Source organism: Pseudoalteromonas 'SMAR' (assembly GCF_048515945.1).
Classification (GTDB): Bacteria; Pseudomonadota; Gammaproteobacteria; order Enterobacterales; family Alteromonadaceae; genus Pseudoalteromonas.
Genome location: NZ_JBLWMW010000029.1, coordinates 14,360 through 39,067, shown reverse-complemented (window position 1 = coordinate 39,067; position 24,708 = coordinate 14,360). Strand labels below are relative to the sequence as shown.

Sequence of the window (24,708 nt, the reverse complement as noted above, 5' to 3'; positions counted from 1 at the left end):
ACTGGTTATGGCAAAAGAATTTATTTTACCGGATATCGGCGAAGGCATCGTTGAATGTGAGATAGTCGAGTGGCTCGTTGCAGTAGGTGATGAAGTAAAAGAAGATCAGCCAATTTGTGATGTCATGACCGACAAAGCGTTAGTACAGATCCCAGCAGTACATGACGGCGTGATCACCCAGCTTCATTATCAAAAAGGTGAAATAGCCAAGGTGCATGAGCCTTTGTTTGCGATGGATGTCGCAGGTGAAGCAAGCGCTGAAGCAGAGCAATCTGCAAGCCAAGAGTCTGCCGCCTCTAATGACAATTCCGGCTCAGTATTGGAAGACTTCATTTTACCGGATATCGGCGAAGGCATTGTGGAATGTGAGATTGTCGAGTGGCTGGTTGCAGAAGGCGATGAGATCAAAGAAGATCAGCCAGTCTGTGACGTAATGACTGACAAAGCATTAGTGCAAATTCCAGCTAAATACGATGGTGTAGTAGAAAAATTATACTATCAAAAAGGCGAAATCGCTGAAGTACACAGCCCTCTGTTCCAGATGAAGCTGGCTTCAAGTCACAGTGGCAAAGCCGCCGATCCCATTGCTGATGTGCATAAACCACAAGAAAGCAAAGCGCAAGCTAAGCCGGAAAACAATGATAGTGATAACAGTCAGCGTCAGTTACCTAAGTCAGGTAAAGCCATTGCTTCGCCGGCAGTAAGACGCAAAGCACGTGAAGTCGGCGTTGATTTATCGCAAGTACCAGGCTCGGGCAAAAATGGCCGCGTGTACAAAGAGGACATCGACCACTTCTTGCAAAGTGACAACAAAGCTCAAGGCAGTGAACAACCTGCAGCGGCTGAAGCGCAAGCAACCCAAACACCTGTGTCGCAAGGCGGTACGCGTGTTGAACCTCTGCGCGGTATGAAAGCGGCAATGGCCAAACAAATGGTGGCGTCTGTCTCTACCATTCCACACTTTACCTATTGTGATGAAATTGACCTGACTGAGTTAATTGAACTGCGTTTAGCACTGAAAGAGCAGTACGCTAAGCAGGGCATTAAGCTGACCATGATGCCATTTTTCATTAAGGCGTTATCTTTGGCCATTAATGAATTTCCAATTCTTAATGCCAAGGTCAATGATGATTGCACTGAAGTGACGTATTATGACGATCACAATATTGGCATGGCCGTAGACAGTAAATTAGGCTTATTGGTGCCGAATATTAAATCGTGCCAAAACAAGTCGATTGTTGATGTTGCGCAATCGGTTACTGAACTGACGGATGCCGCAAGAGAAGGCCGTGTTTCACCGGATGCTTTGAAAGGGGGCACAATCTCTATCTCTAACATTGGGGCACTAGGTGGTACGGTAGCAACGCCAATTATTAACAAGCCAGAAGTGGCCATTGTGGCATTAGGTAAGGTGCAAAAGCTTCCTCGTTTTGATGAGCAAGGTAACGTGGTTTCTCGTTCCATCATGCAAGTGAGTTGGTCTGGTGATCATCGTATTATTGATGGTGGCACCATTGCACGCTTTAATAACCTTTGGAAATCCTTCCTAGAGGAACCGGCTAAAATGATGATGGCCATGCGCTAACCATTGTTTTTGCTAGTTTCTACTTGTTGTAAAGGGCCTTGACGGCCCTTTTTTGTGGCAATAAAAAACCAAGCCCTAGAGCTTGGTTTTACAGTTATTCACTTCAGTGGCTTGGTGATTATTGCAAACCTTTTTTCGAATAAATCGTCACCTTATTGGATAATAACGTCACGGTGATATTTTTCTCTTCACTGCCCCAGATGCAGTTAGTATGAAGTGTTTTCTCTTCGCACTTGTCTGCACTGCCAAGGATTTTTTCTACTTCGGTTTTATCCATTCCCACTTCTAATTTATTGTAGTTCTCTAAGTTTACTTTTGAACAACCAACAAGAGTTAAAAGGGCTGCAGCTGTGATTAATTTTTTCATAGTGATTTCGCCTAATGCTTATATTTTCTTATTTGGAAAATCACCCCTATTTTTGGGTGATCTAAGTAATGAATATCACCACTGTATACACGAGTATACTGTGACATTCGAGCAGTACGAAGCTTACCTTCATCCTCGTACTTTAAATCGAGATCCGTGGTGACATAGAGATAATGTCGCACGTGGATTTTAATTAATCCTTGCAGTTCAAATTCTGCAGCGGCTCGTGTTTCCTCGCTGATATAAGGGGAAACTAGGGAACCCAGTGGCTCGCGATTAATCGCTGCCGTGATGCTGGCAGGCTGCTTATATTGCTCACCTGCAACAATAACAACATTGGGTGCACGACGTTTACTCTGCTCTGGAAAACGCCAGCCAGTATGAAGCAGCGGCTGTAAATCCTTGCGTTGCAATTGGGCTAGTTTGTCTTGAAATTGTAATTGGCTTTTATCCAGCAAGTAGATGGAGTCCATGTGCTCTTGCGGCTCAACACTTGGGCTCAGAGGCAGAGTATCAAATAGGCTGACATAATCGCGGCTAGGCTCACACCAAGGGGAGCTTTTCCCCTGAGTTAACGTGCGGATAAAAGAACGGTCCTGAAATCGAGCACGGCCTTGCAAACACAGTTCATAACCGGTGTGATTAAAGCCCTCTAACAATAAATTGAGCCGGTTACGCTCAGTTAGCGCTTCAGGTTCGATGCTAAAATCTTCTTTGATGCTGTAACTAGGTGCTTGCTTAAAGGCGATTATTTCCACTTCAAACCAGCGAATTGCATGGGCGGATGTACTCAGTACAGCCGCACTCAACAACGCTAGGCTTTTTATTATTCTCATGCTACTGCCTTTTTCTCGAAGTCACTGATCATGGCATTGACTAATTTTAGTCGCTCTTGGCCATTTTTTTCTTCTATCATAAACTTAAGTTTGTTAGCGCCTTCCATACGGTACACCGACGGATTACTTTGTATCAAGCCGATGATGAATGTTGGATTAACTTTAGTATGACTTGTAAACTCAAAGAATCCACCCTTGGGGTTGGCTTCAATTTTTTGGATGCCAAGCTCTGTAGCCTTTAATTTGACCGTTTGCAGAGCAAACAAGTTCTTGCTGGCATCTGGCAATAAGCCAAAGCGGTCAATCAGCTCCACTTGCAAATCATCTAGCTCGGCCAAGGTTTTGGCACTGGCGATACGCTTATACATACTTAGACGAATATTCACATCAGGAATAAAGTCATCCGGCAATAAAGCAGGGAATTTAAGATCCACTTCGCTTTGTTGTTGCAAGAGGTTATCGAGCGTCGGTTCTTTGCCATTTTTTAATGCCTCGACCGCTTGCTCGAGCATTTCCATGTACAGTGTAAAGCCCACCGTTTGGATCTGACCACTTTGGTCATCGCCTAAAAGCTCACCGGCGCCTCGGATCTCCAGGTCATGGGTTGCCAAAGCAAAACCTGCACCCAGATCTTCCAATTGCTCAATGGCTTGCAAACGTTTTACAGCATCTTTAGTTAGTGCTTGGCTATTACGGGTAAGTAAATAAGCATACGCCTGATGGTGGCTTCGGCCCACACGACCACGTAACTGGTGTAGCTGAGCTAGGCCAAGTTTATCTGCGCGGTCCATAATAATGGTGTTCGCGGATGGGATATCGATGCCGGTTTCTATGATGGTGGTACAGACTAAAACATTGAATTTCTGATGATAAAATTCACTCATCAGGTGCTCTAGTTCTTTTTCACGCATCTGCCCGTGCGCGGTGGTGACATTCGCTTCTGGTACTAAGGCACTGACGTCTGCTGCGACTTTATCTATGGTCTCAACGTTATTGTGTAAAAAGTAAACTTGGCCACCACGCTTAATTTCACGCAAAATGGCTTCTCGGATCAACTCATCATTGCGCTCGCGAACGAAGGTTTTCACCGCCAAGCGCTTCGCGGGCGGCGTGGCTATTATCGATAAATCACGCATGCCACTCATAGCCATGTTCAGGGTACGTGGAATAGGGGTGGCGGTAAGGGTAAGAATATCAACGTCGGCACGCAGCTGTTTGATTTTCTCTTTTTGTCTGACACCAAAACGGTGCTCTTCATCCACTATTAATAACCCAAGATCGGCAAACTTGATGTTCTCTTGGATGAGTTTATGGGTGCCAATGACAATGTCGATTTTACCTTGTTGTAACTTATCTAAGGTGTCTTTTTGTTCTTTTGCCGAGTTAAATCGCGACAACACTCCCACTTCAATGGGTAAATCGGCGAAGCGGTCTTTAAAATTTTCAAAATGCTGTTGTGCCAGCAACGTCGTGGGCACTAACACGGCTACCTGTTTATTGTCATTCACTGCCACAAAAGCGGCGCGCATGGCCACTTCGGTTTTACCAAAGCCGACATCGCCACAGACGAGGCGGTCCATGGCTAAGCTCGATTGCATGTCTGCCAATACAGCGGTGATGGCATTACGCTGATCATCGGTTTCTTCAAAAGGAAAGCTATCAGAAAACTCGCGATAGGCGTTGCTGTCGAGCTTAAAGGCATAGCCTGGTTTACTTTGCCGCTTAGCATAAATGTCCAATAGCTCAGCCGCGACATCGCGGACTTTTTCAGCCGCCTTACGTTTGGCTTTCTCCCAAGCGTCATTACCGAGTTTGTGCAGCGGCGCACTGGCCTCTTCACCACCAGAATAACGACTTAGCATGTGCAAAGAAGAGACTGGCACATACAACTTGGCATCATTGGCATAAGTGATGGTGACAAACTCGGTTGCCACGCCCGCAGCGTCAATGGTTTCTAAGCCTAAATAGCGGCCCACACCATGATCTAAGTGAACAATGGGTTGGCCTTCTTTTAGCTCAGCTAAATTGCGAATAAGAGCGTCTTGCCCTTGTTCGTATTTGTGTTTGCGGCGGCGTTTTTGCGACACCTTAAGGCCCAGTAACTCTTGCTCAGTGACAATGGCAAGACTGGACTTACCCTGATGGAGCTCAACACTGGTAGCCAGTGGACTCACCACCACACCGACATCAGCATCACTTTGGCAAAAGTCATGAATGGATTTATACGCTTGTAACTTTAAACCGGTGGGTTTTAACAGCGTTAGCAGCGACTCACGGCGACCTTCCGATTCCACACTGAATAGGACTTTGGATTGTTGCTTTTTGCGTGCAGTCACAAAGTTCAGTATTTTCTCAAACGGTGCTTGTTGTTTATGGTCAATGCGCACATCGGTGATTAATTCCGCGGCAACATTATGATGGCCAGCTTTAGTCCCAAGCTGGGCTTGGCTTAGCTTGATCCGAGCAAATTGATTTAAGCCCTCGTACAGACTCTCCACTGGTTGGTATAGTGAGCCTGGCGGTAACAAAGGCCGTAGGGGATCGACTTTGCGGCTTTCATAGCGTTTTTCGACATCTTGCCAGAACTGCTTGGCAGCATCTTCAATGTCGCCAAGAGGCATCATTACGGCATCGCTTGGCAGATAATCATAAATGGTGGAAAGCTGCTCGAAGAACAACGGCAGATAGTATTCTATCCCGGCAGGCCAGTTGCCATTACTGACTTGCATATAGACGCTGTCTTTTTCACTGCTGGCACCAAACGCTTCTCGATAGCCAATGCGAAAACGCTCTATGTCTTCAGCATTGGTTGGGAATTCGTGAGCAGGAAGTAAGTCAATGGCATCGACTTCGTCGCTAGAGCGCTGCGTTTCAATATCAAAATGACGGATAGAGTCGAGTTCGTCGTCGAAAAAATCAAGTCGGAACGGCAGTGGGCTACCCATCGGGTAGAGATCTAAAATAGAGCCTCTAACGGCGAACTCACCATGTTCCATTACCTGTTGCACGTGACGGTATCCCGCTGCGGTTAATTTATCCCGCAGCGCTTGGGCATCGATGGTTTGGCCCTTACTCACTTGTAAGCTCATGCCATGAATAAAACTGGGCGGCGCGGTCCGCAGCATCAGTGTGGCAACTGGCACAATCAACACGGATTGTTTTTCATGCTTTAAGGTATTTAAACTGGCCAAGCGCTGAGAAATAATGTCCTGATGCGGTGAAAAATGATCGTAAGGAAGCGTTTCCCAGTCTGGAAACAGCATCACCGGGATATCTGGCAATAAAAAGCCCAGCTCTTGCTCGAGACGCAGGGCAGAGGGCGTGTCGGGAGTGACTAACACCACCAGGTTATCGTGTTGTTGAATAGCTTCACTGAGGCACAAGGCGAGGCTACTGCCAACCAAGTTACCCCATGCTATTTTATCTGTTGTCGATTTTACCCATGGTAAGTTGTTCCACTGCCCATTCGCCATTGACTACTCCTATTAAATTAATCGCGATAGATTTTACACAGATCTTGATAATGATCGATTCTGCGGTCTCTTAAGTACGGCCAAATACGTCGAACCGATTCACTGCGAGCTAAATCAACATCAACCACAGCCGTTTGTTGTTCTTGCTCGGAGGCGTGCAACAACATTTCTCCTTGTGGACCGGCTACAAATGAATTGCCCCAAAATTGAATGCCCTCGCTTTGGCCACTGGGGTCAGTCTCATGACCAACACGGTTTACACTGATAACCGGAACCCCATTGGCCACTGCGTGGGCGCGCTGTGAGATGATCCAAGCATCGCGTTGGCGTAGCTGTTCGGCTTGGTCATCGCGCGGATCCCAGCCAATGGCGGTGGGGTAGATTAAAAACTCGGCTCCGGCCATGGCCATTAATCGTGCGCCCTCTGGAAACCATTGATCCCAACACACTAATACCCCGAGTTTGCCGACAGACGTTTGAATAGGCGTGAAGCCCATGTCACCGGGAGTAAAGTAAAATTTCTCATAAAAACCCGGATCATCAGGAATGTGCATTTTGCGGTATTTTCCGGCGATGCTGCCGTCACTTTCAAGTACTACCGCGGTATTGTGATAGAGCCCCGTGGCGCGCTTTTCAAACAATGATGCCACAATAACAACCTGCAATTCTTTGGCTAATGCTCCGAGACTATCAGTACTTGGCCCTGGGATGGTTTCAGCCAAATCGAACAATTCAGTGTCTTCAGTTTGACAAAAGTAGAGGCTGCGATGAAGTTCTTGCAACACAATGAGCTGTGCACCTTGCGCCGCAGCAGCTCGAATTTCTTCACAGGTTTTAGCGAAATTGGCAGCTAAGTCTTCACAATTGCTGTGTTGCACAATGCCAACTTTGATATTTTTTGATGCCATGGAGTTTACCTTAAAAAGCCTTTTGGCAGTTGCATAGTAATACAGTGCAAACTGCCAAACTGATGAATAATAGGCAAGCAGTCAATCCCTATAATGGTGCGATCAGGGTAGGCTGCAGCCACTTGCGCTAGTGCACGTTGATCGTGTTCATCACCATAAATAGGAACCAACACAGTACTGTTAAGAATTAAGTAATTTGCATAGGTCGCAGGCAGCCTAACTCCTTGGTCATCCTTTTTTGCACTGGGCCAAGGCAGCGGCACTAAGCGGTACGGCTCACCTGTTGCAGTGGTAAAGCGTTTGAGCTGTTGTTCCATCTGCTTAAGGGCTTCATAGTGATCATCTGTTTTGTCGTTACACTGGACATAGACAAGGGTATTATCGGGTGCAAACCGGACTAAGGTGTCAATGTGACTGTCGGTGTCATCTCCTGACAAATAGCCATGGTCGAGCCATAAGAAAGATGTTGCACCGAGCTCTTCAGTTAAACGAGCCTCTAGCTCAGCTTTACTCAAATGGGGGTTACGGTTGGGGTTCAATAAGCACTCAGAGGTGGTCAGTAACACCCCAGCTTCGTTAATTTCTATGGCACCGCCTTCTAGGACCATGTCGACCCGTTGATAATGGCATTGATGTGACATGACTTGCTCAGCGAGGACTTGATTAATGGCGTTGTCTTTCGCCGCAGCAAATTTATTACCCCAGCCATTGAAGGTGAAGTCTTTTATTGCTAACTCACCAGACTCTGACATCGTGGACAGTGGCCCATGATCGCGAGCCCAAGTGTCATTACAAGGCGCAATAACAATATGACATCGGGCTAACTCCACTTCAGCATGCTCAAGTAGGGTGATGATATGCTGTTTCAGCGCCGCATCGTGGGCAACTATCACAAGTTGTTGCACTTGAGTAATGTGTTGACACAAGGTCACATACACAGGCTCTACAGTAGCTAGGTTATCGCACCAGTCGGTGTCTTTGTGGGGCCAAGTAAGCATTATCGCATCTTGCGGTGCCCATTCAGGTAGTAAAGTAAAACGCATTAAGCTATCGCCATATAACAATAAGCCTATAGTTTATCATTAACCATTGGTGTGTCAGTATATTTTGTGAGAAATTCATCGCCATTGGCTGCTAGGTGAGCAGCTGGGCTCATTCGCTTAAATGCCGTTGTAAAAGGAGCATTAATCCTGGCTTTTCTGCTTTAACTTCAGCTGCCGAGTTTGGGCGTGTAGACTGGCTCTAACCAGCAGTTCTTGATCCGATGCCCGAATAGCCGTGAACGCTAGAGTGTAAAGGCTATCTTGTTTGTCGATGACCTGTGAATAACAATAGATTGCACTGGCTTCATTACGTAAAAATATTTTTGTGCGAAAAGACTGACCGATGGCAAATTCTTCATCTAATGTGGCCGTTAACCCCCCACCACCATAACTATCACAGGATAAGCTATCGTCCTCGGGCTCTTCAGTGGCAAGAATATGGCTGATTATCAAGTCGACTTTACGCGACTGGGCTTCTAAATAGCTTGCCAGTTCAGAGGCGACATCACCGAGATTACGCAGGGGCCTAAGTGCTTTTAAGTCGAGTTCATTGATTTCGTTAGCCAGCTTAAATAGCGGGGGAATGGCCGCTTCAAGTTGGTTCTCGTTCTGCGGCACCATGTTGTCATCAACTGGATACAGGTTGATTTGTACCTGCTCGTCTATTTGAAAGTACTGCGTAAATAATTCTTGCAAATTTGTTGTCATGTTAATCTCTTGGCACCAAGCCCAATTACCTCAGTGCCTTATAGTAACGGCTAAGTTCACCTTGAATCAAACTTTGAATTGCTCTAACAGCTGCTCTTGACTGGTTATTTTCTTTACCTGTGATTGCATGGTGCTATCAACTTGCTTGGCTTCACTGAATACCGACTCGGATATTTGCCTGATTGCAGAGGAGCTATTATTTACGTTGCTAACAATATCACTTTGCTCATGAAGCATATTGGCAATTCGTGAATTCAGTTCAACAATGTGGCGGATGGCACTGCGCATATCTTCAAGCGCAGCCTTGGTTTGATCCGCCTTAGTGACCGTTTCTTCTACGTAATCCTGACTTTGCTTCATGACCACCACGGCATTTTCAGATCCCGACTGTAATTGGTTGATCATGGTTTTAATTTCGGTGGTGGCTTCTTGGGTTCGTTGCGCCAAAGAGCGAACTTCATCGGCCACCACGGCAAAGCCACGGCCTGACTCTCCGGCTCGAGCCGCTTCAATGGCGGCATTAAGCGCAAGTAAGTTAGTTTGTTCGGCAATACCATTAATAACAGATAAAATTTGTTCAATGGCGGTGGAGGAGCTCTCTAACTCCGTCACAACCGTCATAGCAGAACTAATTTGTTCCGATAAAGAGGCGATGGTCGCGGTAGTTTGACTGACGATTTGCTCACCTTGCATGGCCACTTTATCTGTCGACTTGATGGCTTCTGCGGCTTCTTGCGCCGAATGCGCTACTTGTTGCTCGGTACTGGACATATGAGTCGTGGCCTCGTCCAAATCTTTAATGCTATTTAACTGCTCTTGAATCGAGAGTTTTGCTTGGTTGGCAACGCTAGAGGTTTGCTCTGCATCCTCGAGCACCTCGTGTCCTAAACCTTGTATATTGGCGATCAGTCCTTGCAAACTTGCAGTAAAGGCATTGAAGTTTGTGGCGAGCTGAGAAAACTCAGGGTCATGGCCGGTATTCAGGCGCACTGTGAGGTCCGCATTGCCTTTGGCAATAGCGGCCATAGCGCCATTGATCTCATCCAGTGGTCTGAGCAATATACTGATGAAAATAGACAGAATGGCAATCGCTAGGATCACGGCAATCACAGCAAAAATCATGGCATCCAGCTGTAAGTCAGACAATGCTGCGAACACAATATCTTGTTTTAAGGCAATCCCCAGGTACCAATCAAGTCCCTCTACCTCTTTAAATAAGACCATTTGCTGTTGGCCATCGAGTTCAACGTATTGTAGTTGCTCTTTAATTGGGATATTGCCTAAAAACTCTGAAGCATTGCCACCATTTAGCGCGAGGTTAGGGTGAGATATTACGGTACCGTCTGCGGTCAGCATAAAAGCATAACCGGCATCGAAGAGGTTAAATGAGTTAATCATTTTGCCAAGTTTAGCGAGGCTAACATCGTAGAATATGGCGCCATGAAATTGCCCTTGCTTTTTCACCGGGGCACCAATAGAAACCAGGATCTCTTTACTGACGGCGTCGGCATAGGGGGCGGTGATGATCATTTCATTGGCGGCTTTGGCATCGATATACCAAGGCCGTTTTCGCGGGTCCCAATCAGGACCTGGGTTCCAGCTTGGATCACTAGCAACGTACTTGCCACTGTTTTGCTCGCCATAACCAATCAAAATAAACGACTCGGTGAGTTTTGGCTGCGATAAAATAGGGAAGGCTTGGTCGAGAGTATCGGTATCGGCGACTAAATTGGTTGCCAAGGCGGCTAAATCGGTAGCGCCATTCATTTGTGCGGCAACGGTATTACTGATCCCTTGAATGATCTCATCAACGCTTTGCTCAGCTTGTGTCTTAATCGCCGATTGCACGGAATAGTATTGAATGATTGACAGAATAAAAAGGGCGATTAACAGTACTAGCGCCGACACGGAAACGACTTTGTGTTTAAACTTCACGGCCATACTCCAATAAATTACATACTCTTAACTTATGCCATTTCACTGCAAAATGCCAAATGCCGTGGTAATTTCTACAGTTAAGTGATGAAGTGCATCATTATTGCTACCAGATTAATAATCTATTCATGCGGGTTGTTTTATTGTTAATATTAAATAGTAACGGAGAACCCTGTATGAAAAAATTTACCCTTACCACCTTAGCTGCTGCAATATTATTGTCAGCGTGTGGTGGCTCTAGTAATAATGATAGCAACAATTCAGAAACCCCTGTTACTGCCCCTGAGACCACGGTCAGTGTTGGCATTTCAGATGCCCCTGTGAACAACTTAGCCGAAGTGAATTTGGTGATTGAGCAGCTAACATTTCGCTCTGCCAATAATGAAGACGTGGTGTTTGATATCCTTGATGAACAAGGTAATCCGATCAAGGTAAACTTATTGGATTATACTGGCGATGCTATTTATCAGTTAATTGACGAACAACAGATAAACCCAGGAGATTATGAGTGGATCCGTGCAGACATTGTCAATGGTGAAGCTGGGTCAAACTTTGATTTAACCTCCAGTGTTCGTTTTAATGATGGCAGTCAAGCTCCATTAGCGGTGACTCGAAAAGCAAACGATGGTGTAGGCGAAATTCAGCTCAATGACTTTAGCCTGAATGAGGGCGCCAATGAGTTGGTGCTAGAGTTCGACCTTAACAAAGCACTATTAAAGCGTGGTAATAGTAATACGGTCTATTTAAAACCAACAGCGGTACGACTAGAAAACGTAATTTCTACCTTTGATGTATCTGGTACCGTGACTACAGAGTTGCAAGAAGCTTGTATAGCTGACAATTCTGACTTGGCGCCAGAGCAAGGAGAATTTAAGCATGTCGTGTATCTTTACAATGCTTCGGTGGCAGAGCCAGGAGATATTAGTGAGCAAAGCAATTCACCACTGGCAACAGCGATGGTTGATAGTGACAACAACTATGAGTTGGCTTTCATCGCGACTGGAGAGTATAAATTAGCTTACTCGTGTCTTGGTCATATTGATGATGCTGAAAGTGAGGACGAGAATTTCAGTCTTTACCAGCAACAAGACATTACTGTTGAGCAGGACTTAACGGTTAGTTTTACCGTTACAGCTGAATAAAGGCAGTGCTTAACAACTAAAAAGGGGCGATAACGCCCCTTTTTTAATGGTTATTCTGCGAGCTTACGCGTTTTCTAATGCTACGCGTGGGTCTACGAACTCCATATCAAAACCTTCTGCCACTTCTTTACACGTGATTTGGCCTTTCAATACGTTTAGACCATCCATGAAGTGCTTGTCAGAAAGCAATGCTTCTTTATAGCCTAAGTTAGCCAGCTTGATGATGTAAGGTAGTGTAGCGTTATTTAATGCGAACGTAGACGTACGTGGTACGGCACCTGGCATGTTAGCAACACAGTAGTGAACCACTTCATCAACAATGTAAGTTGGTTCGTCATGAGTTGTTGCTTTTGAAGTGGCAATACAACCACCTTGGTCGATAGCAACGTCAACAATCGCTGCACCCGGTTTCATTGCTGCGATGTGTTCAGCGGTAACCAGCTTAGGCGCTGCAGCACCAGGGATGAGTACGCCACCAATAACAAGATCGGCTTCTAACACGTGCTTTTCAAGGGCATCAGCAGTTGAGTAAATTACTTTTGCTTGGCTACCAAATTGCGCGTTAAGTGAACGTAGAACGTCAACGTTACGGTCAAGAATCGTCACGTCTGCGCCTAGGCCTACTGCCATTTGCGCTGCGTTACGACCAACCATGCCGCCACCAATAACGACTACTTTAGCTGGCTCAACACCAGGCACACCGCCTAATAGCATGCCACGACCATGACGTGACTTTTCAAGTGCTTGAGCGCCTGCTTGAATAGACATACGGCCAGCAACTTCAGACATAGGCGCAAGTAGAGGAAGACCGCCACGAGCATCCGTTACGGTTTCATAGGCAATGGCAATTGCGCCGCTTTTTACTAGGTCATCAGTTTGTGGTAAATCCGGTGCAAGGTGAAGGTAAGTGAATAGGATCTGACCTTCACGTAACATAGCACGTTCAACTGCTTGAGGCTCTTTTACTTTAACGATCATTTCCGCAGTTGCGAATACGTCTGCCGCTGTGTCTAGTACCTTAGCACCAACTTGGATGTAATCTTCATCGGTAAAACCAATGCCAATACCCGCATTTGTTTCTACCACGACTTCGTGGCCGTGATTAATTAGTTCACGAACGCTTGCAGGTACCATACCTACACGGTATTCATGGTTTTTAATTTCTTTAGGTACACCAATAATCATAATATTCGCCTCAATTTAAGAACGGGATAAAATTTTTGACTATTATATTTGCCACTAGCCAGTGTGTCTCACTGTTTTGCTGGTATAAGCCAGTGTAATAAACTAAAATAAGAATAAATTTAGAATGTTAAACTGGCTTATGCACCAACAATTAGACAGAATAGATAGAAAGATTTTAGTCGAACTGCAAAAAGATGGTCGAATTTCCAATGTTGAATTAGCAAAACGCATTGGGTTAAGCGCCACGCCTTGCCTTGAGCGGGTTAAAAAGCTCGAACGCGAAGGTTTTATTCGCGGTTATAAAGCGGTAGTCGATCCTGCTAAACTGGGCCAAGGACTTTTGGTGTTTGTGGAAGTGACGGTGAACAAAAATTCTCCCGATGTGTTTGATAAATTCAACCAAGCAGTAAAGCAACACGATGAAATCATCGAGTGTCACTTGGTCTCAGGTAATTTTGACTATTTACTCACAGCGCGGGTAACCGATATGTCTGAATACCGTGCTGTGCTAGGCGACATCCTATTAAAACTCCCCAATATTAGTGAAAGTCGTACCTTTGTGGTTATGGAAGAAGTGAAGGGCGAAGAGGGCGAGGTAATAAAACCTTGTGCACCTTGAGGGATTTCTTGGTAAGGTTGTAGTTATATACAGCAAAACGAACGCAAATCACTAATTTGCTGAGGTTTTGGGCAAAACTAGCTCAAATAAAAAACGGATAAAAGGTTTAATTACAATGCGCTTGAATGGTGTGCAACGGCTATTAGAAACAGGTCTGATTGTAAGCACGGCGGCGGCTATATTTATGTTGTGTGCGTTGATAAGTTTCGACCCTGCGGATCCTGCTTGGACGCAATCGGGTGAATACGTAAAAGTCAACAATATAACCGGCGCTGCAGGGGCCTGGCTGGCTGATATATTATTGTTAAGTTTTGGTTGGTTAGCTTTTTTAATCCCGGCTGCTTTGCAGTTTTTAGGGTATTTACTATTTAAAAAGCCACACAAACTATTGCAACTTGATTACACCACCTTAGGCCTTAGGTTAATTGGCGCGACGTTATTTATCACCTCGGCCAGCGCCATTAGTGATATTAATTTCGATGATATTTATAACTTTGCCTCTGGTGGAGTTGTCGGTAGTGTTGTGGCAAGCGCGATGATGCCTGCCTTTAACTTCACTGGTACTTCCATTTTATTACTGTGCTTCTTTTTTGCAGGTTTAACCCTGCTAACCGGTGTTTCTTGGGTTGAATTTGTTGATTACCTTGGTGAAAAGGTGGTCGCTGGGGTTAAATGGCTTATAGCCAAGTTCTCTGCCGTTAAAGAGCAACAAGACGAGGCCAGCATACAAACACATGCTACAGCTGAACCAGCAGTTTCTGAGTCAGTAGAAATGGAGCCTGAACTGAACCTGCCGCAGCAGCCTCTAGCTGCAGAAGACGACGCGCAGTCGGCTGAGAAAAAAGCAAACATCAGTAAGCTTAAAGATAAGCTGTTCAAAAAAGAGCAGCCCTCTTCACAGCATGAAGTTGCCACAAGTGCAGAGCACACTGAGCAAGCCGCAACGCCATTTGATGAACTGGATGACATTCTAGAACAAGAAATTAATTTTTCTGCCATTGATGATGAACCTCTGGATACCGTTGCGGCACTGAATGCGTTAGATGAAGCACCAGTGCACGAGACCAAAGTGGTATCACCGGCAAGACCATTAAAAGCCAAAGGTGAAGAGAAGCCCAAAGCAGGTTATCAGCCACCGCCCAGTGCTAAAGAGCAATTTGAGGCCATGTTAGAGGCCAAACCGCCCAGCGATCCATTGCCTTCTTTGGACTTGCTGGACCGTCCTGATAAAGCAAAAAATCCGATATCAGAAGAAGAGCTGGAGCAAGTATCGCGCTTGGTTGAAACCAAATTGTTGGATTTTAATGTTCAAGCAAAGGTCGTCGGGGTCTATCCCGGTCCCGTGGTTACCCGTTTTGAACTCGACCTAGCACCAGGCATTAAGGTGGCGAAGATAACGGGATTGTCAAAAGACTTGGCACGGTCGTTATCCGCGGTGAGTGTGCGAGTGGTAGAGGTGATCCCTGGTAAGACCTATGTTGGTCTCGAACTACCGAATAAACATCGTGAGATTGTGCGTTTGTCAGAAGTCATGAATGCGCCTAAATTTGAGCAAAACCCATCGCCGCTGACCATGGTACTCGGTAAAGATATCGCCGGCCAAGCGGTGGTGGCTGATTTGGCCAAAATGCCGCACCTGCTGGTGGCCGGTACCACAGGTTCAGGTAAGTCAGTGGGCGTTAATGTGATGATATTAAGCTTACTTTACAAGTCGCCCCCTGAGGACGTACGAATGATCATGATTGACCCTAAGATGCTGGAGCTATCGGTATACGAGGGGATCCCGCATTTACTTTGTGAAGTGGTCACCGACATGAAAGAAGCTGCCAACGCCTTACGTTGGTGTGTTGGTGAAATGGAGCGGCGATACAAACTGATGTCAGCACTGGGAGTGCGAAACCTAAAAGGGTATAACCAAAAAATTAAGGAAGCCAAAGAAGCTGGTCATCCAATTTTAGATCCGCTATTTAAAGACACCGATGGCATGGCGGAAGAACCGCAAGAGTTGGATAAATTGCCAAGTATTGTGGTGGTGATTGACGAATTTGCTGACATGATGATGATTGTTGGTAAAAAGGTAGAAGAGCTGATTGCTCGGATCGCACAGAAGGCGAGGGCAGCCGGCATTCATTTGGTGCTGGCTACACAAAGACCCTCGGTGGATGTGATCACCGGTCTGATTAAAGCCAATATTCCAACCCGCATGGCGTTCCAAGTATCGAGCAAAATTGACTCGCGAACTATTTTAGACCAACAAGGCGCGGAAAACCTATTAGGTATGGGTGACATGCTTTATCTACCACCCGGCACCAGTGTACCAGTGCGGGTTCACGGTGCATTTGTTGATGACCATGAGGTTCACGCTGTGGTGAGCGACTGGAAAGCCAGAGGCAAGCCAAACTACATAGAAGAAATTCTCTGTGGTGAGGCCACAGAAGATATTTTGTTGCCAGGTGAAGCCTCGGAGGGAGGCGATGATGAGTCCGATCCGCTTTATGATGAGGCGGTGGCATTTGTTATCGAATCTGGCAAGGTGTCGGTATCCAGTGTGCAACGTAAGCTCCGAGTGGGCTACAACCGTGCAGCACGACTGGTGGAACAAATGGAAATGTCAGGAGTGGTGAGTGCTCCTGGTCATAATGGCGCACGAGAAGTATTAGTTAAAGGTGGAGCCAACTAATGAAGAAATTGATTACGTATTCTGTTTTAGCCATGTTGTTTGGCTCGGTCGCTGCGCCAAGCGCAGCAAGCCCGGAAGATTTGCAACAATTAAAAGGCAAGCTAGCAGGCCTAGAAACTTTCCAAGGGCAATTCTCGCAACAAGTAATGGATCAACAAGGCAATGAGCTACAACGTGGCGAGGGCAATATCACGTTAGCGCAACCGTTAAAAATCCGTTGGCAACAATCTATGCCGGATGAAACCTTGTTTATTGCCAGTGGTGATACCACGTATTATTACGATTCATTTGCCGAGCAGGTGACGCTACTCGATACCGTTAAGCTAATTGATACTACGCCATTTGTGTTACTGACGACCCAAGCTGCGGCGCAGTGGCAAAAGTATGAGGTCGAACAAAAAGACGGTAAATACCTCATTGCCCCGAAAAATAAAGTGGATTCTCAAGTGGAATTACTCACTTTAGAATTCGCAGCAAATAACCAAGGATTATCGCAACTGCAAGTGCACGATATTTCTGGTCAGGTGTCGACTTTTGAGTTCCATAACAGCAAAGTCAACCTGCCCGTCGAAGACAGTGTGTTTGAGTTTACTGTACCGGATGGAGTGGTCGTAGACGACCAGCGTAACAGTGACTAGTTTGGGGTTTGATTTTTCACCAGATGTTAGACCGTTGGCCGCAAGAATGCGGCCAACCTCATTACAGCACTACATCGGCCAAAGCCACATACTGGCTCCAGATTCAGTGCTTTACCGTGCCATTGCAAGCGGTCGTTGTCACAGCTTGATTGTGTGGGGCCCACCAGGCGTTGGCAAAACCACCCTTGCTGAGCTTATTGCCCATTATGGCGATGCTGAGCTGATTAAGCTCTCGGCAGTCAGTGCTGGCATTAAAGAAGTGCGTGAAGCGGTGTTAGGTGCCAAGAATAGGCTTGCACAACAGCAAAGGCGCACTTTGTTGTTTGTCGATGAAGTGCATCGCTTTAATAAGTCACAACAAGACGCATTTTTACCTCACATTGAAGACGGAACATTTATTTTTATTGGTGCAACAACAGAGAACCCCTCGTTTGCACTGAATAACGCCATTTTATCTCGCACACGGGTTTATACCCTTAAACCGTTACAGCAGCATGAGCTTGAGTTGGTGTTAAGGGATGCCCTAAAACGAGACAAGCAGCTCAGCGAATTGGCCATTGAAATCTCCACAGAAGCCATTAGCTTGTTGGCAAAAGCGGCCGATGGCGATGCCAGAAAGTCGTTAAACTTACTAGAGCAGGCTGTGGATTTAAGCGTTGACGCTGACAGCAACCGCCACGTTATAAATGAGCAAGTATTGCAACAAGTGTTGCCCAGCCAGCTTGCCAGTTATGACAATAAGGGCGATTTATTTTATGACTTGATCTCTGCATTTCATAAATCGGTGCGTGGTAGTGACCCGAATGCCGCCTTGTATTGGTATTGTAAAATAATTGCCGGCGGTGGCGACCCGCTGTATGTGGCTAGGAGGTTACTGGCCATTGCCACAGAAGACATTGGTAATGCCGATCCTCGGGCTATGCAAGTGGCGTTAAATGCGTGGGATATTTACCAACGGGTGGGTCCAAGTGAGGGCGAACGTGCCATTGCTCAGGCAACGATTTACTTAGCCAGTGCGGCAAAAAGTAATGCCGTGTACATGGCCTTTAATCAGGCTAAAAAAGACGCCATGGAAGACCCCAATTACCCAGTACCTGAACATTTACGCAATGCACCAACCAAATTAATGAAAGAATTAGGTTATGGCGACGGTTATCGTTACGCTCATAATGAAGCCGGTGCGTTTGCCGCCGGTGAAAATTATTTTCCCGAGCAAATTAAGCAAAGACAGTACTATTTCCCAAGTGATCGTGGTTTAGAAAAGCAGCTTGGCGAAAAGTTAAATTATTTAGCCACCCTTAATCAGCAAAGCAAGCACAAGAGGTATGACTGAATGGTGATAAATTACCTCAGTGTGGCCTTAGGAGGTGCCATTGGCGCCATGTTACGTTACTTTATCAGCGATATGGCGATAAAACTCTTAGGTAAGGGATTCCCTTTTGGCACGTTGATCGTTAATATTCTGGGTTCATTATTGATGGGTGTGCTTTACGGTTTAATTGAAAAAGAAATAATTGCAGTGACACCGGCCAAAACCCTTGTTGGTATTGGCTTTTTAGGTGCGCTGACCACTTTTTCGACATTCTCAATGGATTCTTTGTTGTTGTTGCAACAAGGGCATTATATGAAAATGGCGTTTAACGTCACACTCAATGTGGTGACGTGTATCTTTATGGCCTGGGTTGGTCTCTGCCTCATCATGCAAAAAGGTTAATTAAACAATGTTAGATTCTAAATTTTTTCGTCAAGACATCGAAGAAGCTGCAGCACGCCTTAAAAAGCGTGGCTTTGAACTCGATGTTGCTAAGATCACTGAATTAGAAGAAAAGCGCAAAGCGCTACAAACAAGAACTCAGGAACTGCAAAGTGAGCGCAACAGCTCGTCGAAAGCGATTGGCCAAGCGAAAGCCAAGGGTGAAGACGTTCAGCCTTTATTGGATGCCGTTGCGAACCTAGGCGACCAATTGAGTGCGGCAAAAGAAGAGCAAGACAAGGTGCTTGCTGAATTGAATGACTATGCGTTGACTTTACCTAACTTACCGGCTGAAGACGTACCTGAAGGGGAAGACGAAGCGCAAAATGTTGAAGTTAGCACTTGGGGCGAACCCAAGCAGTTTGATTTTGAAGTCAAAGATCATGTTGATCTTGGCGAGGCCTTAGACAAAGGTCTGGATTTTGAAACTGGGGTGAAATTAAGCGGCTCGCGCTTTACCGTAATGCGCGGTGGTATAGCTAGAATGCACCGTGCGTTGGTGCAGTTTATGTTAGACACCCACACTGAGAAAAACGGCTACACCGAAATGTATGTGCCTTATTTGGTCAACAAAGCCAGCTTGTATGGCACCGGGCAATTACCCAAGTTTGCTGAAGATCTTTTTCATACTGAGGCGTTGTCAGAAGACCAAGATGGCTTTAGCTTAATCCCAACTGCTGAAGTGCCGCTGACTAACTGTGCACGCGACATGATCTTTGATGAAAAAGAACTGCCATTAAAAATGACCGCTCACACTCCTTGTTTTAGAAGTGAGGCCGGCAGCTACGGTCGCGACACCCGTGGTTTAATCCGTCAGCACCAATTTGATAAAGTTGAGCTTGTGCAGTTAGTAAAGCCAGAAGATTCAATGGCGGCGCTTGACGAGCTGACAGGACATGCTGAGCAGATCTTACAAGCATTGGATTTACCGTATCGCAAAGTCGTTCTGTGTACCGGCGATATGGGTTTTGGCGCAACCAAAACCTACGATCTTGAAGTGTGGCTACCGGCGCAGAACACCTACCGCGAAATCTCTTCTTGCTCTAACATGTGGGATTTCCAAGCACGCCGTATGCAAGCTCGATTCCGCCGTGCTGGCGAGAAAAAGCCCGAGTTATTACACACATTAAATGGCTCAGGTCTTGCTGTTGGCAGAACATTGGTGGCCATTTTAGAGAACTATCAGCAACAAGATGGTTCAATTGTTGTGCCTGACGCATTAAAACCGTATATGGGTGGTATCGAGACAATCAAAGCAAGCTAATTGCTTTGCTGTTTTCGCCTTTGTCAGCACAATAAAATGCAAGTTATTGAAAAGAGGTTGGATTAATCCAGCCTCTTTTTATGACTAAATGATGAATGTTTTTTTACAGCCTCTAAACTCGTTTCAATACACTTCTTAGTTCAAACTCAAATCAGTTATTCTACTTATAGCCAATACATTAAATAAATTTTGTTCTGGGATTCTTTGCATTTAAGAATTACATTTTTGATCGTTGCATGACTCAAGGAGATGTGATTTATTGAAGGTATGGGTTTGGCCAAATCTCATAGGAAAGCGGGTACACGTTAAGTGCAATTACCGCTGGTGTTTAACTTTTCTCAATAAACCGAAGTAAACGACGCAAGGGCGAATGGCTGACGCACATGTTCAGGCTCGCTCAGTGAATCCAACGTGTTAGTTACACTAATGCTGATCGAGAAAAAGGTGAGGATATTACCTATGAAGAGACAGAAGAGAGACCGTTTAGAAAGAGCACATTCACAAGGTTTTAAGGCAGGATTAGCCGGACGGTCAAAAGAAAATTGTCCCTATCAACAGTTAGAACACAGATCAGAATGGTTAGGCGGATGGCGAGAAGCCATGGATAATCGCAACGTTTTTAAAACATAATAGCGAATTTAGGAGAGCAAAGCCCCAGTTAGGGGCTTTGTTGTTTTATAAAGAAAAACGTATTGATTAAAAGGCACTAGTATCTTGGAATAGGCCAACTTTTAAGTCTTTCGCTTCATAAATTACTCGACCATCCACCTCAACCGTACCATCGGCTAAGCCCATAAATAGTTTACGCTTGATCACGCGCTTCATGTCGATGCGATAAGTGACCTTTTTCGCTGTTGGTAGTATCTGTCCGGTGAATTTCACTTCACCAACGCCTAATGCACGACCAAGTCCTGGACCACCAGACCAACCTAAAAAGAAGCCAACTAGCTGCCACATAGCATCTAAACCTAGACAGCCTGGCATAACGGGATCGCCTTTAAAGTGACAGTCAAAGAACCACAGGTCAGGGTTAATATCGAGCTCAGCTATCATTTGGCCTTTGCCGTGCTCGCCACCGTTGTCATTGATTTCTACGATGCGGTCCATCATTAACATATTGTCGCTCGGTAGGCGGCAATTGCCTTCACCAAACATTTCGCCACGACCACACTGAATAAGTTCTTCTTTTGTATAGCTGTTCTTCGGTTCCATAACTCTTCTTCTTAGCTTGCAAATTGACGCTACTTTAGCGTACAGATGTACGCTAAACAACTCCGAACAGTTAAAAACTGCTCGGTTAAATGTAAACCATGGGCTAAAGATATGTCGAATTAATTAAAATTCAAAGATTTCCCAAAATTAAATGCAAATCAGTCCCAGTTAGGGGCGATTTATAGTGTGAAAAACTTTATAATCAGCAGTGTTTTTTAGCAGGCTAAGTTAGGTACTCTATGATCCTTTTTGTTGACGCGTTAACCGTAATTGACTTTTCTTATCTTTGTCCACGCCGTGGTGCGGTAGGGGAAAGCTGGATCACTGATATTGAACTTCATGGCGATTTAAATGATGAGTCCATGGTGTTGGATTTTGCAAAAGTAAAAAAACAGATAAAACACATCATTGATGATACGCTGGATCATAAACTGGCTATTCCGAGTGAAATGGCCTGTCAAAGTGAACACCAAGCAGGTCGTTTTAGTTTTGACTATCAGCAACAACAGACCCACATTGCCATGAGTGCACCTGAGCAAGCAGTGTGTGTTATTGAAGGGGCAGAAATAACAACCCAAACTGTGATTGCTTATCTGAAATCGCAAATCATGCCTAAGATGCCAAGCAATGTGAAAGATGTTGATATTACGCTGCGACCAGAGCAAGCCAATGGTTTTTATTATCACTATAGTCATGGCTTGAAAAAACACGACGGCAATTGCCAACGAATTATTCATGGCCACCGCTCTTTAATCGGCATTAAGTTGAATGATATAAGCATGCCTCGGCTTCAAAAGCAATGGGCTGACAAGTGGCAAGATATCTATTTGGGCAGCGAAGAAGATCTGATCCCACAAGACCAGCTTAAATACGTAGCCGCGAACACAGACGACCATTGCTTTGCCTATACTTCATCGCAGGGTTATTTTGAGTTAGCTATAAGTAAGTCACGTTGTGATATTCTGCCATGTGATACCACCGTAGAATGCATTGCGGAGTATTTGGCTGGGCAAATCAAACTATCACACCCGAACGACAAAGTGACCGTAAAAGCGTATGAAGGGGTGGGGAAAGGAGCCATTGCTTATGCTTAAAACATTAGCTGCAACGCTACTTGTTAGCCTGTCTTTTTGTTCTCAAGCACTTGAGCTTAAAGGCAATTTGACCCAAGGCGGCTTAGTGATGGGCCAGTTACCAAACGCTACTGCTGTGCACTTTAATGACAAGCCGTTAAAGCTGTCAGAGCAGGGGGATTTTGTTTTTGGTTTTGGCCGTGATGCCAAGCTTACCCATACCTTAAGTTGGAAAAATAAAAATGGCGAGCGTATCAGCCAAGACATAGTGATCACCAAGCGCCAATATGACATTGACAAAATAACTGGGGTGGCTAAAAAATACGTTTCCCCCCCTAAAGCGGTGCTGCAACGGATAACAACGGAAGCCCAAGCGGTGTCGAAAGCGCGACAACACAATTCCGATTTTCTATTTTTTAAGGAACCGGTTTATCGCCCTGCAGTAGGTCGCATTTCGGGTGTATATGGCAGCCAGCGCTATTTTAATGGCGAACCTAGACGACCGCATTATGGTTTAGATATTGCGAATAAAACCGGCGAGCCAGTACTAGCGCCATTATCTGGCAAAGTGGTGTTTGCCGATAACGACCTTTATTACAGCGGTGGCACTTTAATCCTCGATCACGGCCATGGCATTACATCCACTTATATCCACCTGAGTAAAATTACGGTGGCATTAGGAGACTTGGTCACCACAGGTGATAAAATTGCCGAAATTGGAGCCACAGGGCGGGTCACCGGCCCGCATCTTGATTGGCGCTTTAACTGGTTTGGGGAGCGTTTAGACCCAGCCTTACTTATGATTGATACATTAGCGGATAAAGCAGTAAAGAAATGACAGACGAACAAATACAAGCCATTGTAGAGCAACGAATTCAAGACTCGATTACACACGTTACTAAAACCGTGTTCCCTGGTCGAACGAATCATCACAACACCTTATTTGGTGGTGATGCCTTAGCTTGGATGGACGAAGTAGCGTTTATTGCCGCCACGCGTTTTTGTCGTAAGCCCTTGGTAACGATTTCATCAGACCGAGTTGATTTTAAAGAAGCTATTCCAGCTGGCACTTTTGCAGAGCTGGTCTCTAAAGTGGTTCATGTCGGTAATACCAGTCTAAAAGTGGATGTAGCGATTTACCTAGAGCGCATGCATAAAGACGATAAACATTTAGCGATTACCGGCAGCTTCACTTTTGTTGCGGTTGATGATAACCACAGACCAACGCCGGTGGTGTGCGAAAATATGCTCAATGGCTTTAAGTGATCGCTTAGCAGTTAAATTATTCAGGGTTTAATTACCGCAAAGAGAGAATGCTATTGCTAATACCAATCCGCATTAATACTTGCTCAATTTGAGGGAGCAAATTCGACGCTAACTGCGTTAAAACTTTCTTATTTAGAACAACTAAATAGCAAATTTTCGCCTTGCCTACACGGATGTAGGGACCTGGGCGGTAGCAGGACGCGAGAGCGGTGTTATCGACAGATTTTTTCTTGCCTCAAATTGACCACTTAATTAAGCGAATTGGTATTAGAGTTTGAGTCGTGAAGTCTCAAGCTCAACCGTCTAAACTATCTTCTAACACTCAATCAACTGCACAACGTCTTGCTTCATTAGTACGTGAGAATAAAGAGCACAAGCGACCGAATGATATCCAGAGACAACCCGCTTCTTTTTTGCCCAAGCGGAGCTCGACCGAAACAAAAGTAATAGTTGATTATATTGATGCTTGCCGAGAACATTATAGTGTCGAGTTAATTTGCAAGGAATTGCCGATTGCACCATCAACGTATTATTCTCATAAACAGATTCGGAGAGAGCCTGAGAGACTGACCAACTGCAAAAAACGTGATGCTGAGTAAATGATACTCATTCGCGAAGTATGGGAGGATAATATGTAATTTTACGGTGCAAGAAAAATATGGTAGAAGCTACAGCTTGACGACGCTCAAGTCCTCCGTTGTATAGTCGAAAGATTGGTGTGAGTCATGGGATTTCAAGGTGTTTGTCGGAGTAAATCACATAAGACAAGGATACCTGATGAGCAACAAGATAACATATTGGATTTAGTTAATCGTTAAAACATTGCTGAGCAGCAAAATCAACTTTAGGTCGCTGATATCACCTACAATGACATATGGAGTGGTTTTGTTTACGTTGGTTTAGTCATAGATCATTTGTTAGAGTTATTTTTTGACATAAAATTGAAACCACGCTTCACCTGTAAAATGTAAAATGTAAAATGTAAAATGTAAAATGTAAAATGTAAAATGTAAAATGTAAA

21 protein-coding genes and 1 other annotated feature are annotated in these 24,708 nt (G+C 45.2%); of the genes, 12 read left to right on the top strand and 9 right to left on the bottom strand.

Features of this window, described 5'->3' with window-relative positions; all coding sequences use genetic code 11:
- The first annotated feature begins 7 nt into the window (after positions 1-7).
- On the top strand, positions 8-1,585 hold the full coding sequence (locus tag ACNKW2_RS12855; RefSeq protein WP_419148940.1) for a dihydrolipoyllysine-residue acetyltransferase: 1,578 nt from the start codon (positions 8-10) through the stop codon (positions 1,583-1,585).
- Between the two features lie 118 nt (positions 1,586-1,703).
- Here ACNKW2_RS12855 and ACNKW2_RS12850 read toward each other — a convergent pair whose 3' ends face one another.
- From ACNKW2_RS12850 to ACNKW2_RS12820, 7 genes are all read right to left on the bottom strand, one after another.
- Entirely contained in the window at positions 1,704-1,952 is a 249-nt protein-coding gene (locus ACNKW2_RS12850) for a DUF3862 domain-containing protein (protein WP_336566288.1), read from the bottom strand.
- Positions 1,953-1,963: 11 nt separating this feature from the next.
- Positions 1,964-2,788, bottom strand: a complete 825-nt coding sequence (locus ACNKW2_RS12845; protein WP_419148939.1) for a CsiV family protein — start codon at positions 2,786-2,788, stop codon at positions 1,964-1,966.
- The gene (gene mfd / locus ACNKW2_RS12840; RefSeq protein ID WP_419148938.1) at positions 2,785-6,261 is read right to left on the bottom strand and encodes a transcription-repair coupling factor; all 3,477 of its coding nucleotides are present in this window, start codon (positions 6,259-6,261) and stop codon (positions 2,785-2,787) included. Before mfd ends, ACNKW2_RS12845 begins: the two co-directional genes overlap by 4 nt.
- A gap of 17 nt (positions 6,262-6,278) precedes the next feature.
- A complete protein-coding gene (locus ACNKW2_RS12835; RefSeq protein ID WP_419148937.1) occupies positions 6,279-7,169 on the bottom strand; it encodes a carbon-nitrogen hydrolase in 891 nt (296 codons plus the stop codon).
- Between the two features lie 5 nt (positions 7,170-7,174).
- Positions 7,175-8,212: an agmatine deiminase family protein gene (locus ACNKW2_RS12830; protein ID WP_419148936.1), complete on the bottom strand. Its 1,038-nt coding sequence runs from the start codon at positions 8,210-8,212 to the stop codon at positions 7,175-7,177.
- A gap of 141 nt (positions 8,213-8,353) precedes the next feature.
- Entirely contained in the window at positions 8,354-8,920 is a 567-nt protein-coding gene (locus ACNKW2_RS12825; RefSeq protein WP_336566296.1) for a PilZ domain-containing protein, read from the bottom strand.
- A gap of 66 nt (positions 8,921-8,986) precedes the next feature.
- Entirely contained in the window at positions 8,987-10,861 is a 1,875-nt protein-coding gene (locus tag ACNKW2_RS12820) for a methyl-accepting chemotaxis protein (protein WP_419148935.1), read from the bottom strand.
- 170 nt (positions 10,862-11,031) lie between these two features.
- Here ACNKW2_RS12820 and ACNKW2_RS12815 point away from each other — a divergent pair, with 170 nt between their 5' ends.
- A complete protein-coding gene (locus ACNKW2_RS12815) occupies positions 11,032-11,997 on the top strand; it encodes a DUF4382 domain-containing protein (RefSeq protein WP_419148934.1) in 966 nt (321 codons plus the stop codon).
- Between the two features lie 63 nt (positions 11,998-12,060).
- Here the strand turns inward: ACNKW2_RS12815 and ald are convergent, their stop codons facing one another.
- Positions 12,061-13,182 (bottom strand): alanine dehydrogenase, encoded by a 1,122-nt coding sequence (ald, locus tag ACNKW2_RS12810; protein WP_336566300.1) that lies wholly within the window; start codon positions 13,180-13,182, stop codon positions 12,061-12,063.
- Between the two features lie 139 nt (positions 13,183-13,321).
- Between ald and lrp the strand changes: the two genes are divergently transcribed.
- From lrp to rmf, 7 genes are all read left to right on the top strand, one after another.
- Positions 13,322-13,801 carry a leucine-responsive transcriptional regulator Lrp gene (gene lrp / locus ACNKW2_RS12805; RefSeq protein WP_336569250.1) on the top strand — a complete coding sequence of 160 codons (480 nt, stop codon included), beginning with the start codon at positions 13,322-13,324 and terminating at the stop codon, positions 13,799-13,801.
- A gap of 115 nt (positions 13,802-13,916) precedes the next feature.
- Positions 13,917-16,481: a DNA translocase FtsK gene (locus ACNKW2_RS12800; protein ID WP_419148933.1), complete on the top strand. Its 2,565-nt coding sequence runs from the start codon at positions 13,917-13,919 to the stop codon at positions 16,479-16,481.
- Positions 16,481-17,119 carry an outer membrane lipoprotein periplasmic chaperone LolA gene (lolA, locus tag ACNKW2_RS12795; protein WP_419148932.1) on the top strand — a complete coding sequence of 213 codons (639 nt, stop codon included), beginning with the start codon at positions 16,481-16,483 and terminating at the stop codon, positions 17,117-17,119. The genes ACNKW2_RS12800 and lolA overlap by 1 nt, the downstream gene beginning before the upstream one ends.
- Positions 17,112-18,452: a replication-associated recombination protein A gene (locus ACNKW2_RS12790; RefSeq protein WP_419148931.1), complete on the top strand. Its 1,341-nt coding sequence runs from the start codon at positions 17,112-17,114 to the stop codon at positions 18,450-18,452. Before lolA ends, ACNKW2_RS12790 begins: the two co-directional genes overlap by 8 nt.
- Positions 18,453-18,833, top strand: coding sequence for a fluoride efflux transporter CrcB (gene crcB, locus ACNKW2_RS12785; RefSeq protein WP_419148930.1), 381 nt, complete (start codon positions 18,453-18,455; stop codon positions 18,831-18,833).
- 7 nt (positions 18,834-18,840) lie between these two features.
- Positions 18,841-20,136, top strand: coding sequence for a serine--tRNA ligase (gene serS / locus ACNKW2_RS12780; RefSeq protein WP_419148929.1), 1,296 nt, complete (start codon positions 18,841-18,843; stop codon positions 20,134-20,136).
- A gap of 459 nt (positions 20,137-20,595) precedes the next feature.
- The gene (rmf, locus tag ACNKW2_RS12775) at positions 20,596-20,766 is read left to right on the top strand and encodes a ribosome modulation factor (RefSeq protein ID WP_336566307.1); all 171 of its coding nucleotides are present in this window, start codon (positions 20,596-20,598) and stop codon (positions 20,764-20,766) included.
- A 66-nt stretch (positions 20,767-20,832) separates the two neighbouring features.
- Here rmf and fabA read toward each other — a convergent pair whose 3' ends face one another.
- On the bottom strand, positions 20,833-21,348 hold the full coding sequence (gene fabA, locus ACNKW2_RS12770; protein WP_336566308.1) for a 3-hydroxyacyl-[acyl-carrier-protein] dehydratase FabA: 516 nt from the start codon (positions 21,346-21,348) through the stop codon (positions 20,833-20,835).
- Positions 21,349-21,587: 239 nt separating this feature from the next.
- Here fabA and ACNKW2_RS12765 point away from each other — a divergent pair, with 239 nt between their 5' ends.
- The 3 genes from ACNKW2_RS12765 to ACNKW2_RS12755 are packed head-to-tail and all read left to right on the top strand — an operon-like array spanning position 21,588 to position 23,687.
- On the top strand, positions 21,588-22,442 hold the full coding sequence (locus tag ACNKW2_RS12765) for a 6-carboxytetrahydropterin synthase (RefSeq protein WP_419148928.1): 855 nt from the start codon (positions 21,588-21,590) through the stop codon (positions 22,440-22,442).
- Entirely contained in the window at positions 22,435-23,259 is an 825-nt protein-coding gene (locus ACNKW2_RS12760) for a M23 family metallopeptidase (protein WP_419148927.1), read from the top strand. The genes ACNKW2_RS12765 and ACNKW2_RS12760 overlap by 8 nt, the downstream gene beginning before the upstream one ends.
- Positions 23,256-23,687 carry an acyl-CoA thioesterase gene (locus ACNKW2_RS12755; protein WP_336566312.1) on the top strand — a complete coding sequence of 144 codons (432 nt, stop codon included), beginning with the start codon at positions 23,256-23,258 and terminating at the stop codon, positions 23,685-23,687. The genes ACNKW2_RS12760 and ACNKW2_RS12755 overlap by 4 nt, the downstream gene beginning before the upstream one ends.
- 403 nt (positions 23,688-24,090) lie before the next feature.
- Positions 24,091-24,208, top strand: a sequence feature (AL1L pseudoknot).
- Positions 24,209-24,708 lie beyond the last annotated feature (500 nt).